The sequence below is a fragment of the Serratia sp. 121840015-1 genome (assembly GCF_053627655.1).
The window spans coordinates 1,716,949-1,731,032 of record NZ_JBSEYF010000001.1; the positions used below are offsets into that span (position 1 = coordinate 1,716,949).

Consider the following 14,084-nt stretch of genomic DNA (forward strand, 5'->3'; position numbering starts at 1 on the left):
TAATCAAAACAAAAAATCGGCAAACCATTAAAACCCGAAAGTTAATACTGCATAACATTTGCAACATCGCAGCATAATCCTGTGGGCGTTAAATGTAACCGAATATGACAAACTGCTTGCCACGTTGACAAAGATAGTGAACATTAACCGCCGTCCCCATCCTATAACAACGCAAAAGGATGCCGTTCCGCATCAACTTTTGTACTTTCCCGTCCTCCAAAGACGGGCTGTGAAAAAACAGAGGTACCAGTGTCAACAGCAAACAACCAACACCCGGAGAGCGTTAGCCTTAACGCGTTCAAACAACCGAAAGCGTTCTATCTGATCTTCTCGATCGAACTGTGGGAGCGTTTCGGCTATTACGGCCTGCAAGGCATCATGGCGGTTTATCTGGTCAAGATGCTCGGCATGAGCGAAGCCGACTCCATCACCCTGTTCTCTTCCTTCAGCGCCTTGGTATACGGCTTCGTCGCCATCGGCGGCTGGCTGGGCGACAAGGTGCTGGGCGCCAAACGCGTGATCGTGCTCGGCGCGCTGGTGCTGGCCGCCGGTTACGCCATGGTGGCCTACTCCGGCCACGACATCTTCTGGGTCTACATGGGTATGGCGACCATCGCCGTGGGCAGCGGCCTGTTCAAGGCCAACCCATCCTCCCTGCTGTCCACCTGCTATGAGAAAGACGATCCGCGTATCGACGGCGCCTTCACCATGTACTACATGTCGGTGAACATCGGTTCCTTCTTCTCCATGCTGGCGACTCCGTGGCTGGCGGCAAAATACGGCTGGAGCGTGGCGTTCTCCCTGAGCGTGGTCGGCATGCTGATCACCCTGGTCAACTTTATGATGTGCCACAAGTGGGTGAAGGAAAACGGTTCCAAGCCTGACTTCAAGCCGCTGCATCTGCCGAAACTGCTGATGGTGCTGGTCGGCATCGTGGCGCTGATCGCCGTGTCCAGCTGGCTGCTGCACAACCAGGTGATCGCGCGCTGGGCGCTGGCCCTGGTTTCCGCCGGCATCGTATTGGTGTTCGCCAAGGAAACCTTCGCCCTGCACGGCGCCGCACGCCGCAAGATGATCGTCGCCTTCCTGCTGATGCTGGAAGCGGTGGTGTTCTTCGTGCTGTACAGCCAGATGCCAACCTCGCTGAACTTCTTCGCCATCCATAACGTGGAACACAGCATCTTCGGCGTTGCCTTCGAGCCGGAGCAGTATCAGGCGCTGAACCCGTTCTGGATCATGCTCGCCAGCCCGATTCTGGCCGCGCTGTATAACAAAATGGGCGATCGCCTGCCGATGCCGCACAAGTTCGCTTTCGGCATGATCCTGTGTTCCTGCGCCTTCCTGGTGCTGCCATGGGGCGCCAGCTTCGCCAACGAACAGGGCATCGTGTCGGTCAACTGGCTGATCCTGAGCTACGCGCTGCAGAGCATCGGCGAGCTGATGATTTCCGGCCTGGGTCTAGCGATGGTGGCGCAGCTGGTGCCGCAGCGTCTGATGGGCTTCATCATGGGCTCCTGGTTCCTGACCACCGCCGCCGCCGCGCTGATCGCCGGTAAGGTTGCCGGTCTGACCGCCGTCCCGAGCGACATCAACGACGCGCACGCTTCGCTGGCCATCTACAGCCATGTGTTTATGCAGATCGGCATCGTCACCGCCGTCATCGCTATCCTGATGATGTTGACCGCGCCGAAGCTGTACCGCATGACGCTGGACACCACCGAAGACGCCAATCAGAAAGCGCAGGAAGCCACCGCGGCTCGCTGATCGCCGGCAGATTGAGCGTAAATAAAAACACCGGGGTTAACGCCCCGGTGTTTTTTTATGCCTGCAAGAAAAAGGCTTACGCTGACTTGGGTTTGCCGCTCAGGTTGGCCCACATGAATTCGCTTACCAGCGCGCTGTGGAACGCCGCCTGTTGCTTGTCGGCGGCGGCGCTGTGCCCGCCTTCGGTATTTTCATAGAAATAGGCCTGCTGATACCCCATCGCCTGCATGCGCGCAGCCATTTTGCGGGCGTGGGCCGGGTTGACCCGATCGTCGCTGGTCGCGGTATAGAACAGCACCGGCGGATAGGCCGTCTGCGCCTGAATATTGTGGTACGGCGAGAAGGTCTTGATGTAGGCCCACTCCTCCGGCTTGCTCGGGTCACCGTATTCGGCGATCCACGACGCGCCGGCGGAAAGCTGGGTATAACGCTGCATGTCCAGCAGCGGCACTTCGCAGACGATGCAGCCGAACAGCTGCGGATACAGCGTCAGCATATTGCCCACCAACAGGCCGCCGTTGCTGCCGCCGCGTGCCCCCAGATGCGGCGCCGAGGTCACCTTGCGGGCGATGAGATCTTCGGCCACGGCGGCGAAATCCTCGTAGGCGCGATGGCGGTTCTGCTTGAGCGCCGCCTGGTGCCAGGCCGGGCCGTATTCGCCGCCGCCGCGGATGTTGGCCACCACGTACACCCCACCGCGTTCCAACCAGGCCGGCGCCTTGCCGCCGAGATAGCCCGGCAGCAGCGGCACTTCAAACCCGCCGTAGCCATACAACAGCGTCGGTGTGCTGCCGTCCGGTTTGAGATCTTTGGCGGCAATCTGGAAATACGGCACGCGGGTGCCGTCCTTGGAACGCGCAAAATGCTGGCTCACCTGGTAGCCTGACGCGTCAAAATCCTGCGGCGCCTGTTTCAGCAGCGTCGCCTCACCGCCGTCGAGATTGCCCATGTACAGCGAGGTCGGCTGCAGGAACCCGCTGACGGTCAAGAAATAGGCGTTGCTCTCTTCGTCGATGCCGCCGGCGGAAAGGGTGCTGATGGCGCCGGGGTTGCCCAGCGGGCGACGTTGCCAGCTGCCGCCCTGCGGCGTCAGCACTTCCAGACGGTTGACCACGTTATCCATGATGCTGAGGATCAGATGATCGCGGGTGCCGCTGTAGCCGCTCAGCGCCTGCTCCGCCGTCGGGGTAAACAACAGCTGCAGCTCGCGCTTGCCCGCCAGATAGTCATCGAAGTTGGCCGCCAGCAGCGCGCCGGACGGATAACGCTTGCCGCCCACCTCCCAGTCGCTGCTCGGTTTGATCAGCAGCCATTCCCGATGCGTGTCCAGCTCGGCGTCGGCCGGGATATCGATTTTTTTCTGCCGGCCGTCCTGCATCAGCAGGAAATAGTCGCGGCGATAGAAATCCAGGCTGCGGCCGACGAAATCGCGCTCAAAGCCCGGCGTGCGATCGTGATAGGCGAAGACCGCCATGTCCTCGGGCTGCGCTTCGTACAGCGTTTCGGCGGAGCTCAGCGGCGTGCCGCGCCGCCAGCGTTTGGCGATGCGCGCGTAACCGGACTGGGTCATCGATCCGGGGCCGAAATCGGTGGCGATGAACAGCGTGTCCCGATCGACCCAGGAGACCCGGCTTTTCGCCACCGGCACGTTGAAGCCGTCCTTGACGAAGCGTTTGGCCACCAGATCGAATTCGCGGATTTCGGTGGCATCACCGCCGTCCGGCGACAGCTGCATCAGGCAATAGCGGTATTCCGGCGCCAGCGGTTGCGAGCCCTGATAGACCCAATCCTTGCCTTCCGCCTTGCCCAACGCATCGATATCCAGCACCGTCTCCCAGGCCGGTTTGGCCTTGCGGTACTCGTCCAGCGTGGTGCGCCGCAGCAGGCCGCGCGGGTTGGCCTGATCCTGCCAGAAGTTGTAATAGTACTCGCCGCGCTTGCTCACCCACGGGATTTGGGTGTCTTTATTGAGGATATCCAACACCTCGCGTTCAATGCGCTGAAAGTCTTCGCCCTGGCCGAAACGCGCCACGGTGCGCTGATTTTCCTGCTGCACCCATTGCAGCGCTTTTTTACCCTGCAGCTCTTCCAGCCACAGGAATTCATCGCCGGCGGCCGCGCCGCCTTCCGCCGCCATCGCCAGGCGGATACTGTTGGGTAATGAAGTCATCGCGAATACGGCTCCTGCGGTTTGCGCACTGAGTTTAATGAACTGACGTCGATTGGTGACCGGCAAAATCAAGCTCCTTTTGAGTCGGCTGCAACGCCGCCCCGTCGTGGGCGACAGCCTGTGAAATAAGAGTCATTTTCAACAAGGTAGGCGTTTGGCGGCGCGGAGTCAAAGCCCACGGCCGCCGCGTTGAGTCAGGATTGAGGATAGTGGATCAGATCGTGGATACGCACCGTTTGTGAACTGGCGTTGCGGTAAGCGTGCGGCCGATCGGCCTGAAAGCGCATCGCCTCGCCGGCGGCCAGGCTGTGCCATTCGCCGTCTATCGCCAACTCCAACCGGCCGCTGATCACGATGACATGCTCGATCACGCCCGGCTCATGGGGCGACGACTCGCTGAGCGCGCCCGGCGCAAGATCGATGACGAACATATCGAAACCCAGCTGACGATCGTACGGAAACAGCGGCACCACGCGCATATCGGCGTTGTCCTGATCGTACACCGGCAGATCGCCGTAGCGGTGCAGCGTCGCCTGCTGCTGCGCGGGCGACGCCTCAAGAAAAGCGGAGAACGCCACGTTGAAACCGGTGGCGATCTTCCACAGCGTCGCCACCGTCGGGCTGGATTCGCCGCGTTCGATCTGCCCGAGCATCGCCTTGCTGACGCCGGTGTATTCCGCCGCCTGCGTCAGGCTCCAGCCGCGCTGCGCGCGCAGCGTGCGAAGGGTGTGTGCCAAATGGCCGGCAAGTTCCTGCATCCAGTTCTCCTCTGCGTGTCGAGCCCGATTATACCCGCTTGTACGCTATAGCGCACGGTGCTATGCTGATTTCTCAACGTGCGTTATAACGCACAATCACCGATTGGAGCCACTCATGCGCCCAGCCCTCTCCCTGCGCCATCTGACCCTGCCCGCCATCATGGCCGGCTTTGTCGCCGTTCTGGTGGGTTACACCAGCTCCGCCACGATCATTTTCCAGGCCGCCGCCGCTGCGGGCGCCACGCCGGCACAGATCGGCGGCTGGCTGAGCGCGCTGGGGATCGCGATGGGCGTCACCTCGCTCGGACTCTCGCTTTACTACCGTACCCCGATCCTCACCGCCTGGTCGACGCCCGGTGCAGCGCTGCTGGTCACCAGCCTGCCCGGCACCCCGATCAACGAGGCGATCGGCGTGTTTATCTTCGCTTCCGGTCTGATCCTGCTGTGCGGCGTCACCGGGCTGTTCGCCCGCCTGATGGACTACATTCCGCAGGCGATTTCCGCCGCGATGCTGGCGGGGATCCTGCTGCGTTTCGGCCTGGACGCCTTCGCTTCGCTGCAGCTCAATTTCCCTCTGAGCGCCGGCATGGGGCTGGCCTATCTACTCAGCCGCCGTTATCAACCGCGCTACGCCATCGTGCTGACGCTGGCGGCCGGGCTGGCGATCGCCGCGCTGCAGGGCAATATCCAGCTGACGCAGCATGCGCCGGCGTTCGCCATGCCGGAATTTATCGCGCCGCACTTCAGCTGGCCGACGCTGCTGGGCATCGGCGTACCCTTCTTCGTGGTGACCATGGCTTCGCAGAACGCTCCCGGCATCGCCACGCTGCAGGCGGCGGGCTACCGCGTGCCTACGTCACCGCTGATCGCCTGGACGGCGCTGACCGCGTTGCTGCTGGCGCCGTTCGGCGGCTTCTCGGTGTGCATCGCCGCGATCACCGCCGCCATCTGCATGGGGCCGGACGTGCATCCCGATCCGCAGCGACGCTATATGGGCGCGGTGGCCGCCGGCGGTTTCTACCTGCTGGCCGGGCTGTTCGGCGGCGCCATCGGCCTGCTGTTCAGCGCGTTGCCGGTCGCCCTGATCCACACCATCGCCGGGCTGGCGCTGCTCGGCACCATCGGCGGCAGCCTGCAACGCGCCCTGCATGATGAAAAGCAGCGCGACGCGGCGCTGATCGCCTTCCTCATCACCGCCTCCGGCGTCACGCTGCTCGGCATCGGTTCGGCCTTCTGGGGCATTGTCGGCGGCGCCATCGCCCACCTGCTGCTGTCGCTGCCGCGGCGAGGAACGGCAGCATAAAATGCCAACCGCACGCCGTGCATTGACAAGCACGGCGGTGACGCCTTCACTGGATGGGCACACTGCGATTTCCGCACGAGGCCCACATGAAAGAAAAGGAACAATGGTCCCAGGTCGATCGCTATATCGTAGACAGCCTGGTAGAACAAGACGATGCCCTGTTGCAAGCGCTGGCGACCAACGCCGCCGCCGGGCTGCCGGCGCATGATGTGGCACCGAATCAGGGCAAACTGCTGCAGCTGTTCGCCCGCATGGTTAACGCCAAACGCATTTTGGAAATCGGCACGTTGGGCGGCTACAGCACCATCTGGCTGGCGCGCGCGCTACCGGCGGATGGCAAATTGATCACGCTGGAAGCAGATGAAAGCCACGCCGCCGTCGCCCGCCGGAATATCACTCGCGCCGGTCTCGACGGCCTGGTTGAGCTGCGCGTCGGCCCCGCCATGACTCACCTGCCGACGCTGCACACCCTGGCCCCCTTTGATCTCATCTTCATCGACGCCGACAAACCCAGCAACCCCGATTACCTGCGTTGGGCGCTTAAACTCGCGCGCCCGGGCACGGTGATTATCGGTGACAACGTGGTGCGCGATGGCGCAGTCACCGACGCCGCCAGTACGGACGCCCGTGTACAAGGCGTACGCGAGTTCTTCACGATGATGGCGCAGGAACCCCGTTTGACCGCCACCGCCTTGCAAACCGTGGGCAGCAAGGGCTGGGACGGATTTTCTCTGGCTATCGTCAATTTTTAAGTGACAATGTCACCAAGGAAGCCTATGACTGAGAAAGCCGCGCTGTTAGCTCAGCGCTTGATACGCAATGTCGAACGGGTAGATAAGCAACACGATCGGCGGCCGCCGCTGTATGACAGCGTCGGCGCTCGCCTCGGCACCGGCACCGCCGCCGACAAGCTGGGCGCCTCCTTCGATTGCGTGGCGCCGGGCATGCGTTCCTGCCCCTACCATTTTCACTACGCTCAGGAGGAAATGTTCATCATTCTGGAAGGCAGCGGTACGCTGCGGGTGGCCGGAGAAATGCTGCCGATCGTCAGCGGGGATGTCATCTTCATTCCGCCGGGCCCGGAATACCCGCACCAGATCATCAACACCTCCGATGCGCCGCTGAAGTACCTGTCCGTCAGCACGCGCGAGCAGCCGGAGCTGGTGATGTACCCGGATTCCGGCAAATACCAGGCGATGGCGCGCAGCGCAGACGGCGAGCAGGTACGCTACCTGCAGCGCCCTTCAACCTCGCTCGATTACTGGCAGGATGAACCCTGAATCGCCGTCCGGCAGCGGGAGATCCAATGCGCGCGCCGCCAGCTCGGCCACGCGGAAGTCGATATCCGCCGCCTGCCCGTCTTCCATAAACCAGGCGGCGGAGAGCCCCGACCAGGCCAGGATCCATTGCAGCAAGCGGCGGCGCTCCAGCCCGGCCAAGCGACAGACCTGTTCCACGCGCCGCTGGAAAATGGCCGGATCGGTGGCGATACCGTAGTTGGGATTACAGAAGATATTGGCGTAATCGAAGCCCCGTTCGCCGTACAAGCGCTTGGGATCGATCGCCAGCCAGCCGCGTTCGCCGAAGTCCAGCACGTTGTCATGGTGGATATCGCCGTGCAGCACGCTTTCTTCTCGCGGGCTGCTCAGCAGCTCCGCCGCCGTCGTGGCGCTGAGACGCAGCATGCCGCCGTGCGCCTGCGCCGCCGGCCATAGCGAGCTGAACCACTCCTGCAACGGGATCAGCTCGGGCAACGGTGCGGCACGCGGCGCATGCAAGGCGGCGATCGCCCGACAAAGGATCTGCGTGGCCTGCTCATCGTCGCCGTCACGCACCAGCTGCGCCAGCGAACCTTCACCCTGCGCGCGCTCCAGCAGAATGCCGTCGTCGTGCCACGCCAGCACCTGCGCGGCGCCTTCCCCGCGCCACCAGCACATCAGCTGGCCGCCGAAGCGCTCTTCCTGCTCGCGGGCGATCTTCAACATAGCCGCCTCGCCCCGGTAACGCACCGGCATCAGCAGGCTGCTGTGGGTTTCGAAGGCTTTGCCGTCCTGTTCCAGTTGCCAGCGTTGCAGGTAGGGAGTAAAAAGCGGGTTCATCGTCTCATGCGTCCTTGTGGCCGATCTGCGCCGCACTGTCACATTCGCGTGAGAGACGACGTATAAAATAAAGAGGGATAATACTCTCAGATATCATCGGTGTGCGGCGTCTGGCCGCCGTTTCCTCAGTATCCTAACCAAGTTTGTCGATTTTATTAACCGGTCTTGCGCGGGGTTTGATCATGACATCATTAAAACGCACGAATTATCCGCAGTTGCCTACGCCGGGCGGCCCCTATGTGCATGCGGTGCGCCACGGCGATCGCCTGTACGTGTCGGGATTGACGGCCTTCGCCACCGACGCGCAAGGCTTGAGCGCGCCGGAACAGACGCAGGAGATCCTCGAACAGCTGGCGACCATCGCCGCCAGCGAAGGCGTGAATCTCAAGGCATTGATTAAAATCAGCGTGTTCCTGACCGACATTGCCGATCTGGCGGGCGTGCGCCCGGTGCTGTTTGACTATTTCGATGGCGCGCTGCCGGCCTGTTCATTGGTGGCGGTCAGCGCGTTGTTCTCACCGCTGGTGTGCGTAGAGATAGAGGCGGTGATGGCGTTGCAATAATACGCGGCTAGAGCGCGCCCTCATCCGGCACGCAGGGGCCGATCTTGAACCAGGCTTTGGCAATCTGCCCCTGCTCCACTTCGTAGATGGCGATGACATCCATTTTGCCGCGCCCCTGCGGGAAGTTGCGCGTCACCACTTCCTGATCGACCACCATGTTCCCCACCGCCATGCGTTTTATCCGTTCGCCGTACAGACTCGGCTCCTGGAAACGCACCAGATGCCGTTCGCGGATCGCCGCCTTACCGCTGGCCAGCAGCGTGTCGGGATGCTCGTAATACTGCGCGTCGTCCGCCCAGCAGGCCATGAAGGCGTCGATGTCGCGGGCGTTATAGGCGTCAAGCTGTTGTTGAACCACATCCTGCGGGCGTGCCGTTTTATCGTTCATCACATCCTCCTGCCGAAGTTAACCGCCGCATGTATCGAACCCAACACGTTAACCGCCCAGTGCTGCAGCTTGATGACACGGCGAGAATTGAATAAAAACCCAAAAATATCGAATAAATAACCTACCACGCCCAATGGACAATTCAAGCACCCGCGCACAAATTTTCTGCGCCGCGCCAGGGGCGGTGAAAACCGCATGGCACCGCGCGTTAATCTTTGCGACGGTGAGGGAAATTCTGCTAATTTAGCGTGAACAGCCTGATGATAACGAAACGCTATGCAGCAAAAGCCGGTGTTGGACGAAGCCAGACAGTTAAAGCGACTCAACGCCGCCACGCGGCGTCAATCCCATATGTATAAATGGATCGCGCTGATTGCGGCGCTGGATGCGCTGCTGGTGTTTTGGTATGACCGGGATATGCGCAACGTCACCTTCTCGGGAGCGGTTGCGCTGGTGTGCGGCTATCTGTGGATCCGCGATCGCAACAAGGCCCGGGGTTACCGGCGCGAGTTCGACCGCAAATTCGGCAAGCGCAGCGGCGATTAAGGCTGCATCGCTTCCAGCACTTTAGCGCTGTCGACAATCTGCACGAACTTCACGATTTTGCCGGCGCGCAGCGTATAAATATGCGCAAAAGAGGCGCTGAAGGATTTGCCGGTGGCCCGGTAGGTGCCGTGATAAAAACCTTGCGCGATCACATTGTCGCCGGCGTCGTAAAAGTGGTCGACATCGGCGCGGTAGCCTTGCCATTCGCTGCCCAGGCGCTGATGCACGTTCTTGATGATATTTTCCGGGCCGATATAGGTACCGGCATAGGGGAAACCGGCGGCTTCGGTCCACTCGGCATCGGGGGCCAGCGCCGCCAGCAGATTACGGCCGTTTTCTTCGGAACTGCCTTCATAGGTTGCGCGCACTATCTCAAGAGGGGTTGGCATGTCTCTTCTCCAATGGCTGATGAGGATATTCCGGCCATCCCCGCGGACACAGGCTCTCACCAAGCGGAGACGGCGGAATGCGGCTATTCTAGGTTGCTTGTTTCGCTGCAAAAACCGCAGTTATGACAATAGTGGGTTGCACTTTAGTAAACAATAGCCGTTTTACTGTCATTCTCCCGGCATCCGGCGCGGCTATGCTGATTGACCGATTTCCCCCAACAGGAGCTGAACGTGTCTTTACCCTCGCTGACGCAAGAGCTGTTACAACCTTTCTCACCCTACCAGGCGCTGGCGCAAACGTTGCTGCCGCTGACCCTCGAGTCGGACGACGGTTCGCATGACGTCGCGCACCTGCACCGGGTCTGGAAGAACTGCCGCCGAATCAGCAAGCTGGAAGGTGGCGACCGGCGCATTCTCTGCGCGGCGGTGCTGCTGCACGACGCCGTCGCGGTGGAAAAAAACTCGCCGCAGCGCCATCTGGCCTCGCGCATGGCGGCGGAGCAAGCCACGTTGACGCTGACCCAGCTGGAATGGGCACCGGCGGATATCGCGGCGGTGGCTCACGCCATCGAGGCGCACAGTTTTTCCGCCGGCATCCCCCCGCAAACGCTGGAGGCGAAGATCCTGCAGGATGCCGATCGCCTCGACGCCATCGGTCTTATCGGCGTGGCGCGCTGCTTTTATATCGGCGGCCGCATGCGCAGCGCGCTGTATGACGCCGCCGATCCGCGGGTCGAACATCGTCAATATGACGACAAGCGTTTCAGCCTGGACCACTTCGAAACCAAGCTGTTCAAACTGCAAGACGGCTTCCAGACCGCCGCCGGGCGGCACATGGCCGAACTGCGCACCGAACGCATGCGGCGCTTTGTCGACGATCTGCTGGAAGAGGTGTAATGCCGGCTTACCGGGCATTTTCGTTATGCCCATAACATTTTCGGTCACATAACGCCGCTAAACTGTAAGTCAACTTCACCGAACGGGCGGTACAGATGAAAAAGTTGACGTTGAAAGAGATGACGGAAAGCGAACAGCGGGAAGTGAAAACCGAACTGGACAAGGCGCGCAAAAGCCATGGGCGGCCGCTGACCAACGCCGAACAGCACAAGGTCAAAGATGAAGTGGTGGCGCGCATCATGGCCGCCAGAGCGAAGCTCGCCAAGGCGGAGCGCGCAGAACGCAAGGCCAACCGCTACCGGCCAAGCGGCGACACCTTCAGCTGGTCCGCCACCATCGGCTCCCGCCCGCCGCGCTGAGCCGGCCAAACCCTCCCCGCCGCCGCGGGGATTTTTATTTATTAGCCAAACTCATTCCCGCCGACGAATCATGAATAACAATGTTATCAATCTGTTGTAAATTGACAGCCTGATGAAGACTATTCATTATCACCCCACTTCCCCTTTTCGCGAGACCGCCATGGCCTACCCACGCAACGCTGACATTCTGATGACGCCCGCGTTGCCTATTGGCGGTTTGGCGGCGGTAAAATCGAAGAAACAGACGCTCATTTGACCGGGGCGAGCTGTCCCGTCAGATGAGCTGACTGGATGGCACGCAACGCCCCGCCTTCAATTTTCTCATCTGGCTTCTCTGTCGGTCACACAGAAGGAATATTTTATGGCCTCATTTTCGGGTATTTGGGTGGCGATGGTTACCCCTTTCAATCACGATGCCGTCGATCTGCCGGCGGTGAAACGCCTGGCGCGGCACCTGCTCGACGCCGGCATCGAGGGTCTGGTGGTCTGCGGCTCTACCGGTGAAGCCGCCGCGCTGAGCAAAGAAGAACAGCTGGCGGTGCTCGACGCCGTGCTGGACGTGGCGCCCGCCCATCAGGTGGTGATGGGCCTGTCCGGCAATAACATGGTCGCCACGCTGCAAATGCAGCAGGCCATTCAGCTGCGCGATATCGCCGGCGTGCTGATCCCGGCGCCTTACTACATCCGCCCTTCGCAATGCGGCCTGATCGACTATTTCACCCAGCTGGCCGACGCCTCAACCGTGCCGGTGATCCTGTACAACATTCCGCAGCGCACCGGCATCACCATGGAGCTGGCCACGCTGCGCCAGCTCGCACGCCACCCGCGCATCGCCGCCATCAAGGACTGCGGCGGCAACCCTGACGCCACCATGGCGCTGATCGCCGACGGCGAGATCGATGTGATGACCGGGGAAGACAATCTGATCCTCACCACGCTGTGCCTCGGCGGCACCGGCGCCATTTCCGCCGCGGCCCATGTTCACCCGGAACGCTTCGTTCAGCTGACGCAGCAGGTCGCCACCGGCGATCTGGCCGCGGCGCGCAGCAACTTCTATGAGCTGCTGCCGATGATCCACCAGATGTTCAGCTTCCCCAATCCGGCGCCGGTCAAGACGGTGCTGGCCCAGCAGGGGCTTATCGCCAACGAGCTGCGCTCGCCGATGCAGGTGGCACCGCAGGCGCTGCAGCAGCAGATCGCCGCAACGCTGGCGCAGCTGCAGCCCGCCGAGGCGATCATCGGTTAAATTTGTTAGCTAAGCCGCTGTAATTTTTGCGCTATGGGACTACGATGAGAGGTTAAGCATGCCCGTCATTCGTCATCAACAAGGAGCTTCCGATGAAACTGTTCTATAAAGCCGGCGCCTGTTCGCTGTCCCCGCATATCGTGCTGCGTGAGGCAGGGCTGGATTTTACGGCGGAGAAGGTCGACCTGGCGCAGAAGAAAACCGAGAGCGGCGCCGATTACCTCACCATCAACCCCAAGGGACAGGTACCGGCGCTGCAGCTGGATGACGGCAGCCTGCTGACCGAGGGCGTGGCGATCGTGCAATACCTGGCGGATCGCGTGCCGGACCGCAACCTGATCCCGGCGGCGGGCACCCTGTCGCGCTACCACGCGATCGAATGGCTGAACTACATCGCCACCGAGCTGCACAAAGGATTCAGCCCGCTGTTCAACCCGAAAACGCCCGAGGAATATAAAACCATCGCGCGCGCCAAGCTGGAGCAGCAGTTCAGCTATCTGGATTCGGTGCTGGCGAAGCAGCATTTCCTGTTGGGAAGCCGTTTCAGCGTGGCTGACGCCTACCTGTTCACCGTGTTGCGTTGGGCGTTTGCCCTGCAGTTCGACGTGCGCAAGCACGCCCATCTGGCGGCCTGGTTCGATCGCGTTGCGGCGCGCCCGGCGGTAGATGCGGCGCTGAACGCCGAAGGATTGAAGTAAACATCGGGCCCCGGCGACTGTCGCCGGGGCCGAATGCCACTTACAGTTTGACCGCTTTGAACTCGCTGCGCGGCTGCACGATCCGATCCTGCGCCGCCACCACCTGCAGTTCGTACTCGCCCATCTCCTGCGTGGTCAGCATCACCTCATACACAGCGGCGGTGACGTGCTCCAGCGCTTTATCCAGCGCCTCGCCCTTCAGCAGATCCACCAGCAGCAGACCGCTGGTCAAATCGCCGACGCCGACCGGCTGACGCGCGCCGAAGTCCACCAGCGGCCGGCTGATGTGCCAGGCCTCGTCCGCCGTCACCAGCAGCATTTCGAAACAGTCGGCATGATAGCCGGCGCGGGCCAGGTGCTTGACCAGCACCAGCCGCGGCCCTTTGGCGATCAGCGCGCGGGCGGCCTGCACCGCATCGGCCACGTCGGCGACGGCCATCTGGCTCAGCATCTCCAATTCCAGCAGGTTCGGCGCCATCATGTCGCTGCACGGCAGCGCCTGGCGGCAGTGAAACTCGGCCACGCCCGGCGCCACGATGCAGCCCTTTTCCGGATGCCCCATCACCGGATCGCAGAAATACCAGGCATTCGGGTTCGCCTGCTTAACCTGACGCACGATCTCCAGAATATGGTCACCCTGCTCCGGCGAACCGATATAGCCACTCAACACCGCATCACAGCACTTCAGCTGATCGATATTGGCAATGCCCTGCGCGATCTCGGTCAGGTGGCTGGCCGGCATGACGCAGCCGGTCCACTGACCGTATTGCGTATGGTTGGAGAACTGCACCGTGTTTAGCGGCCAGACGTTGACGCCCATGCGGCGCATCGGGAACTCCGCCGCACTGTTGCCGGCGTGACCAAACACCACGTGCGACTGGATAGAAAGAATGTTTTTCATCGA

The 14,084-nt window shown here is 61.5% G+C and carries 16 protein-coding genes; 10 read left to right on the forward strand and 6 right to left on the reverse strand.

What is annotated here, in order from left to right; translation table 11 throughout:
- The first annotated feature begins 249 nt into the window (after nt 1-249).
- A complete protein-coding gene (gene dtpA / locus ACUXAC_RS08245; RefSeq protein WP_038873079.1) occupies nt 250-1,764 on the forward strand; it encodes a dipeptide/tripeptide permease DtpA in 1,515 nt (504 codons plus the stop codon).
- Nucleotides 1,765-1,840: 76 nt separating this feature from the next.
- Here dtpA and ACUXAC_RS08250 read toward each other — a convergent pair whose 3' ends face one another.
- Together ACUXAC_RS08250 and ACUXAC_RS08255 are read right to left on the reverse strand one after the other, a co-directional pair.
- On the reverse strand, nt 1,841-3,934 hold the full coding sequence (locus tag ACUXAC_RS08250; RefSeq protein WP_308342683.1) for a prolyl oligopeptidase family serine peptidase: 2,094 nt from the start codon (nt 3,932-3,934) through the stop codon (nt 1,841-1,843).
- A gap of 194 nt (nt 3,935-4,128) precedes the next feature.
- The gene (locus ACUXAC_RS08255; protein ID WP_033638405.1) at nt 4,129-4,692 is read right to left on the reverse strand and encodes a helix-turn-helix domain-containing protein; all 564 of its coding nucleotides are present in this window, start codon (nt 4,690-4,692) and stop codon (nt 4,129-4,131) included.
- A 115-nt stretch (nt 4,693-4,807) separates the two neighbouring features.
- On the opposite strand from ACUXAC_RS08255, the gene ACUXAC_RS08260 reads away from it, so the two are divergent.
- The 3 genes from ACUXAC_RS08260 (at nt 4,808) to ACUXAC_RS08270 (ending at nt 7,275) form a co-directional block, all read left to right on the forward strand.
- On the forward strand, nt 4,808-5,995 hold the full coding sequence (locus tag ACUXAC_RS08260) for a benzoate/H(+) symporter BenE family transporter (protein ID WP_454266596.1): 1,188 nt from the start codon (nt 4,808-4,810) through the stop codon (nt 5,993-5,995).
- An 86-nt stretch (nt 5,996-6,081) separates the two neighbouring features.
- A complete protein-coding gene (locus ACUXAC_RS08265) occupies nt 6,082-6,747 on the forward strand; it encodes an O-methyltransferase (protein ID WP_060440045.1) in 666 nt (221 codons plus the stop codon).
- A gap of 24 nt (nt 6,748-6,771) precedes the next feature.
- A complete protein-coding gene (locus ACUXAC_RS08270) occupies nt 6,772-7,275 on the forward strand; it encodes a cupin domain-containing protein (protein ID WP_048233594.1) in 504 nt (167 codons plus the stop codon).
- Here the strand turns inward: ACUXAC_RS08270 and ACUXAC_RS08275 are convergent.
- Nucleotides 7,240-8,094, reverse strand: coding sequence for an aminoglycoside phosphotransferase family protein (locus tag ACUXAC_RS08275; RefSeq protein WP_060419154.1), 855 nt, complete (start codon nt 8,092-8,094; stop codon nt 7,240-7,242). The two genes, ACUXAC_RS08270 and ACUXAC_RS08275, sit on opposite strands and share 36 nt — an antisense overlap.
- Nucleotides 8,095-8,276: 182 nt before the next feature.
- Between ACUXAC_RS08275 and ACUXAC_RS08280 the strand changes: the two genes are divergently transcribed.
- Nucleotides 8,277-8,657 carry a RidA family protein gene (locus ACUXAC_RS08280; RefSeq protein WP_084827854.1) on the forward strand — a complete coding sequence of 127 codons (381 nt, stop codon included), beginning with the start codon at nt 8,277-8,279 and terminating at the stop codon, nt 8,655-8,657.
- Between the two features lie 7 nt (nt 8,658-8,664).
- On the opposite strand, the gene ACUXAC_RS08285 is transcribed toward ACUXAC_RS08280, so the two are convergent.
- Nucleotides 8,665-9,045 (reverse strand): nuclear transport factor 2 family protein, encoded by a 381-nt coding sequence (locus ACUXAC_RS08285; RefSeq protein ID WP_038874851.1) that lies wholly within the window; start codon nt 9,043-9,045, stop codon nt 8,665-8,667.
- Between the two features lie 276 nt (nt 9,046-9,321).
- Here ACUXAC_RS08285 and ACUXAC_RS08290 point away from each other — a divergent pair, with 276 nt between their 5' ends.
- On the forward strand, nt 9,322-9,591 hold the full coding sequence (locus tag ACUXAC_RS08290; RefSeq protein ID WP_004938382.1) for a hypothetical protein: 270 nt from the start codon (nt 9,322-9,324) through the stop codon (nt 9,589-9,591).
- Here ACUXAC_RS08290 and ACUXAC_RS08295 read toward each other — a convergent pair.
- Nucleotides 9,588-9,980 carry a nuclear transport factor 2 family protein gene (locus tag ACUXAC_RS08295; protein ID WP_004938379.1) on the reverse strand — a complete coding sequence of 131 codons (393 nt, stop codon included), beginning with the start codon at nt 9,978-9,980 and terminating at the stop codon, nt 9,588-9,590. The genes ACUXAC_RS08290 and ACUXAC_RS08295 overlap by 4 nt on opposite strands.
- 201 nt (nt 9,981-10,181) lie before the next feature.
- Between ACUXAC_RS08295 and ACUXAC_RS08300 the strand changes: the two genes are divergently transcribed.
- The 4 genes from ACUXAC_RS08300 (at nt 10,182) to gstA (ending at nt 13,180) form a co-directional block, all read left to right on the forward strand.
- Nucleotides 10,182-10,877, forward strand: a complete 696-nt coding sequence (locus ACUXAC_RS08300; RefSeq protein ID WP_454266597.1) for an HD domain-containing protein — start codon at nt 10,182-10,184, stop codon at nt 10,875-10,877.
- A 95-nt stretch (nt 10,878-10,972) separates the two neighbouring features.
- The gene (locus tag ACUXAC_RS08305) at nt 10,973-11,236 is read left to right on the forward strand and encodes a DUF3811 domain-containing protein (protein ID WP_004938373.1); all 264 of its coding nucleotides are present in this window, start codon (nt 10,973-10,975) and stop codon (nt 11,234-11,236) included.
- 361 nt (nt 11,237-11,597) lie between these two features.
- Entirely contained in the window at nt 11,598-12,482 is an 885-nt protein-coding gene (dapA, locus tag ACUXAC_RS08310; RefSeq protein WP_387442018.1) for a 4-hydroxy-tetrahydrodipicolinate synthase, read from the forward strand.
- Between the two features lie 92 nt (nt 12,483-12,574).
- Nucleotides 12,575-13,180 carry a glutathione transferase GstA gene (gene gstA / locus ACUXAC_RS08315; protein WP_038874842.1) on the forward strand — a complete coding sequence of 202 codons (606 nt, stop codon included), beginning with the start codon at nt 12,575-12,577 and terminating at the stop codon, nt 13,178-13,180.
- Nucleotides 13,181-13,220: 40 nt separating this feature from the next.
- Here the strand turns inward: gstA and pdxY are convergent, their stop codons facing one another.
- Nucleotides 13,221-14,081 carry a pyridoxal kinase PdxY gene (gene pdxY, locus ACUXAC_RS08320; protein WP_060419156.1) on the reverse strand — a complete coding sequence of 287 codons (861 nt, stop codon included), beginning with the start codon at nt 14,079-14,081 and terminating at the stop codon, nt 13,221-13,223.
- Nucleotides 14,082-14,084 lie beyond the last annotated feature (3 nt).

Bases quoted from the DNA above. Each gene is read 5' to 3' on its own strand.
- ACUXAC_RS08250 (WP_308342683.1), bottom strand. From the start codon at position 3,934: ATGACTTCATTACCCAACAGTATCCGCCTGGCGATGGCGGCGGAAGGC.
- dapA (WP_387442018.1), top strand. From the start codon at position 11,598: ATGGCCTCATTTTCGGGTATTTGGGTGGCGATGGTTACCCCTTTCAAT.
- ACUXAC_RS08260 (WP_454266596.1), top strand. From the start codon at position 4,808: ATGCGCCCAGCCCTCTCCCTGCGCCATCTGACCCTGCCCGCCATCATG.
- ACUXAC_RS08275 (WP_060419154.1), bottom strand. From the start codon at position 8,094: ATGAACCCGCTTTTTACTCCCTACCTGCAACGCTGGCAACTGGAACAG.
- ACUXAC_RS08295 (WP_004938379.1), bottom strand. From the start codon at position 9,980: ATGCCAACCCCTCTTGAGATAGTGCGCGCAACCTATGAAGGCAGTTCC.
- ACUXAC_RS08255 (WP_033638405.1), bottom strand. From the start codon at position 4,692: ATGCAGGAACTTGCCGGCCATTTGGCACACACCCTTCGCACGCTGCGC.
- ACUXAC_RS08270 (WP_048233594.1), top strand. From the start codon at position 6,772: ATGACTGAGAAAGCCGCGCTGTTAGCTCAGCGCTTGATACGCAATGTC.
- gstA (WP_038874842.1), top strand. From the start codon at position 12,575: ATGAAACTGTTCTATAAAGCCGGCGCCTGTTCGCTGTCCCCGCATATC.
- ACUXAC_RS08305 (WP_004938373.1), top strand. From the start codon at position 10,973: ATGAAAAAGTTGACGTTGAAAGAGATGACGGAAAGCGAACAGCGGGAA.
- pdxY (WP_060419156.1), bottom strand. From the start codon at position 14,081: ATGAAAAACATTCTTTCTATCCAGTCGCACGTGGTGTTTGGTCACGCC.
- ACUXAC_RS08280 (WP_084827854.1), top strand. From the start codon at position 8,277: ATGACATCATTAAAACGCACGAATTATCCGCAGTTGCCTACGCCGGGC.
- ACUXAC_RS08290 (WP_004938382.1), top strand. From the start codon at position 9,322: ATGCAGCAAAAGCCGGTGTTGGACGAAGCCAGACAGTTAAAGCGACTC.
- ACUXAC_RS08265 (WP_060440045.1), top strand. From the start codon at position 6,082: ATGAAAGAAAAGGAACAATGGTCCCAGGTCGATCGCTATATCGTAGAC.
- ACUXAC_RS08285 (WP_038874851.1), bottom strand. From the start codon at position 9,045: ATGAACGATAAAACGGCACGCCCGCAGGATGTGGTTCAACAACAGCTT.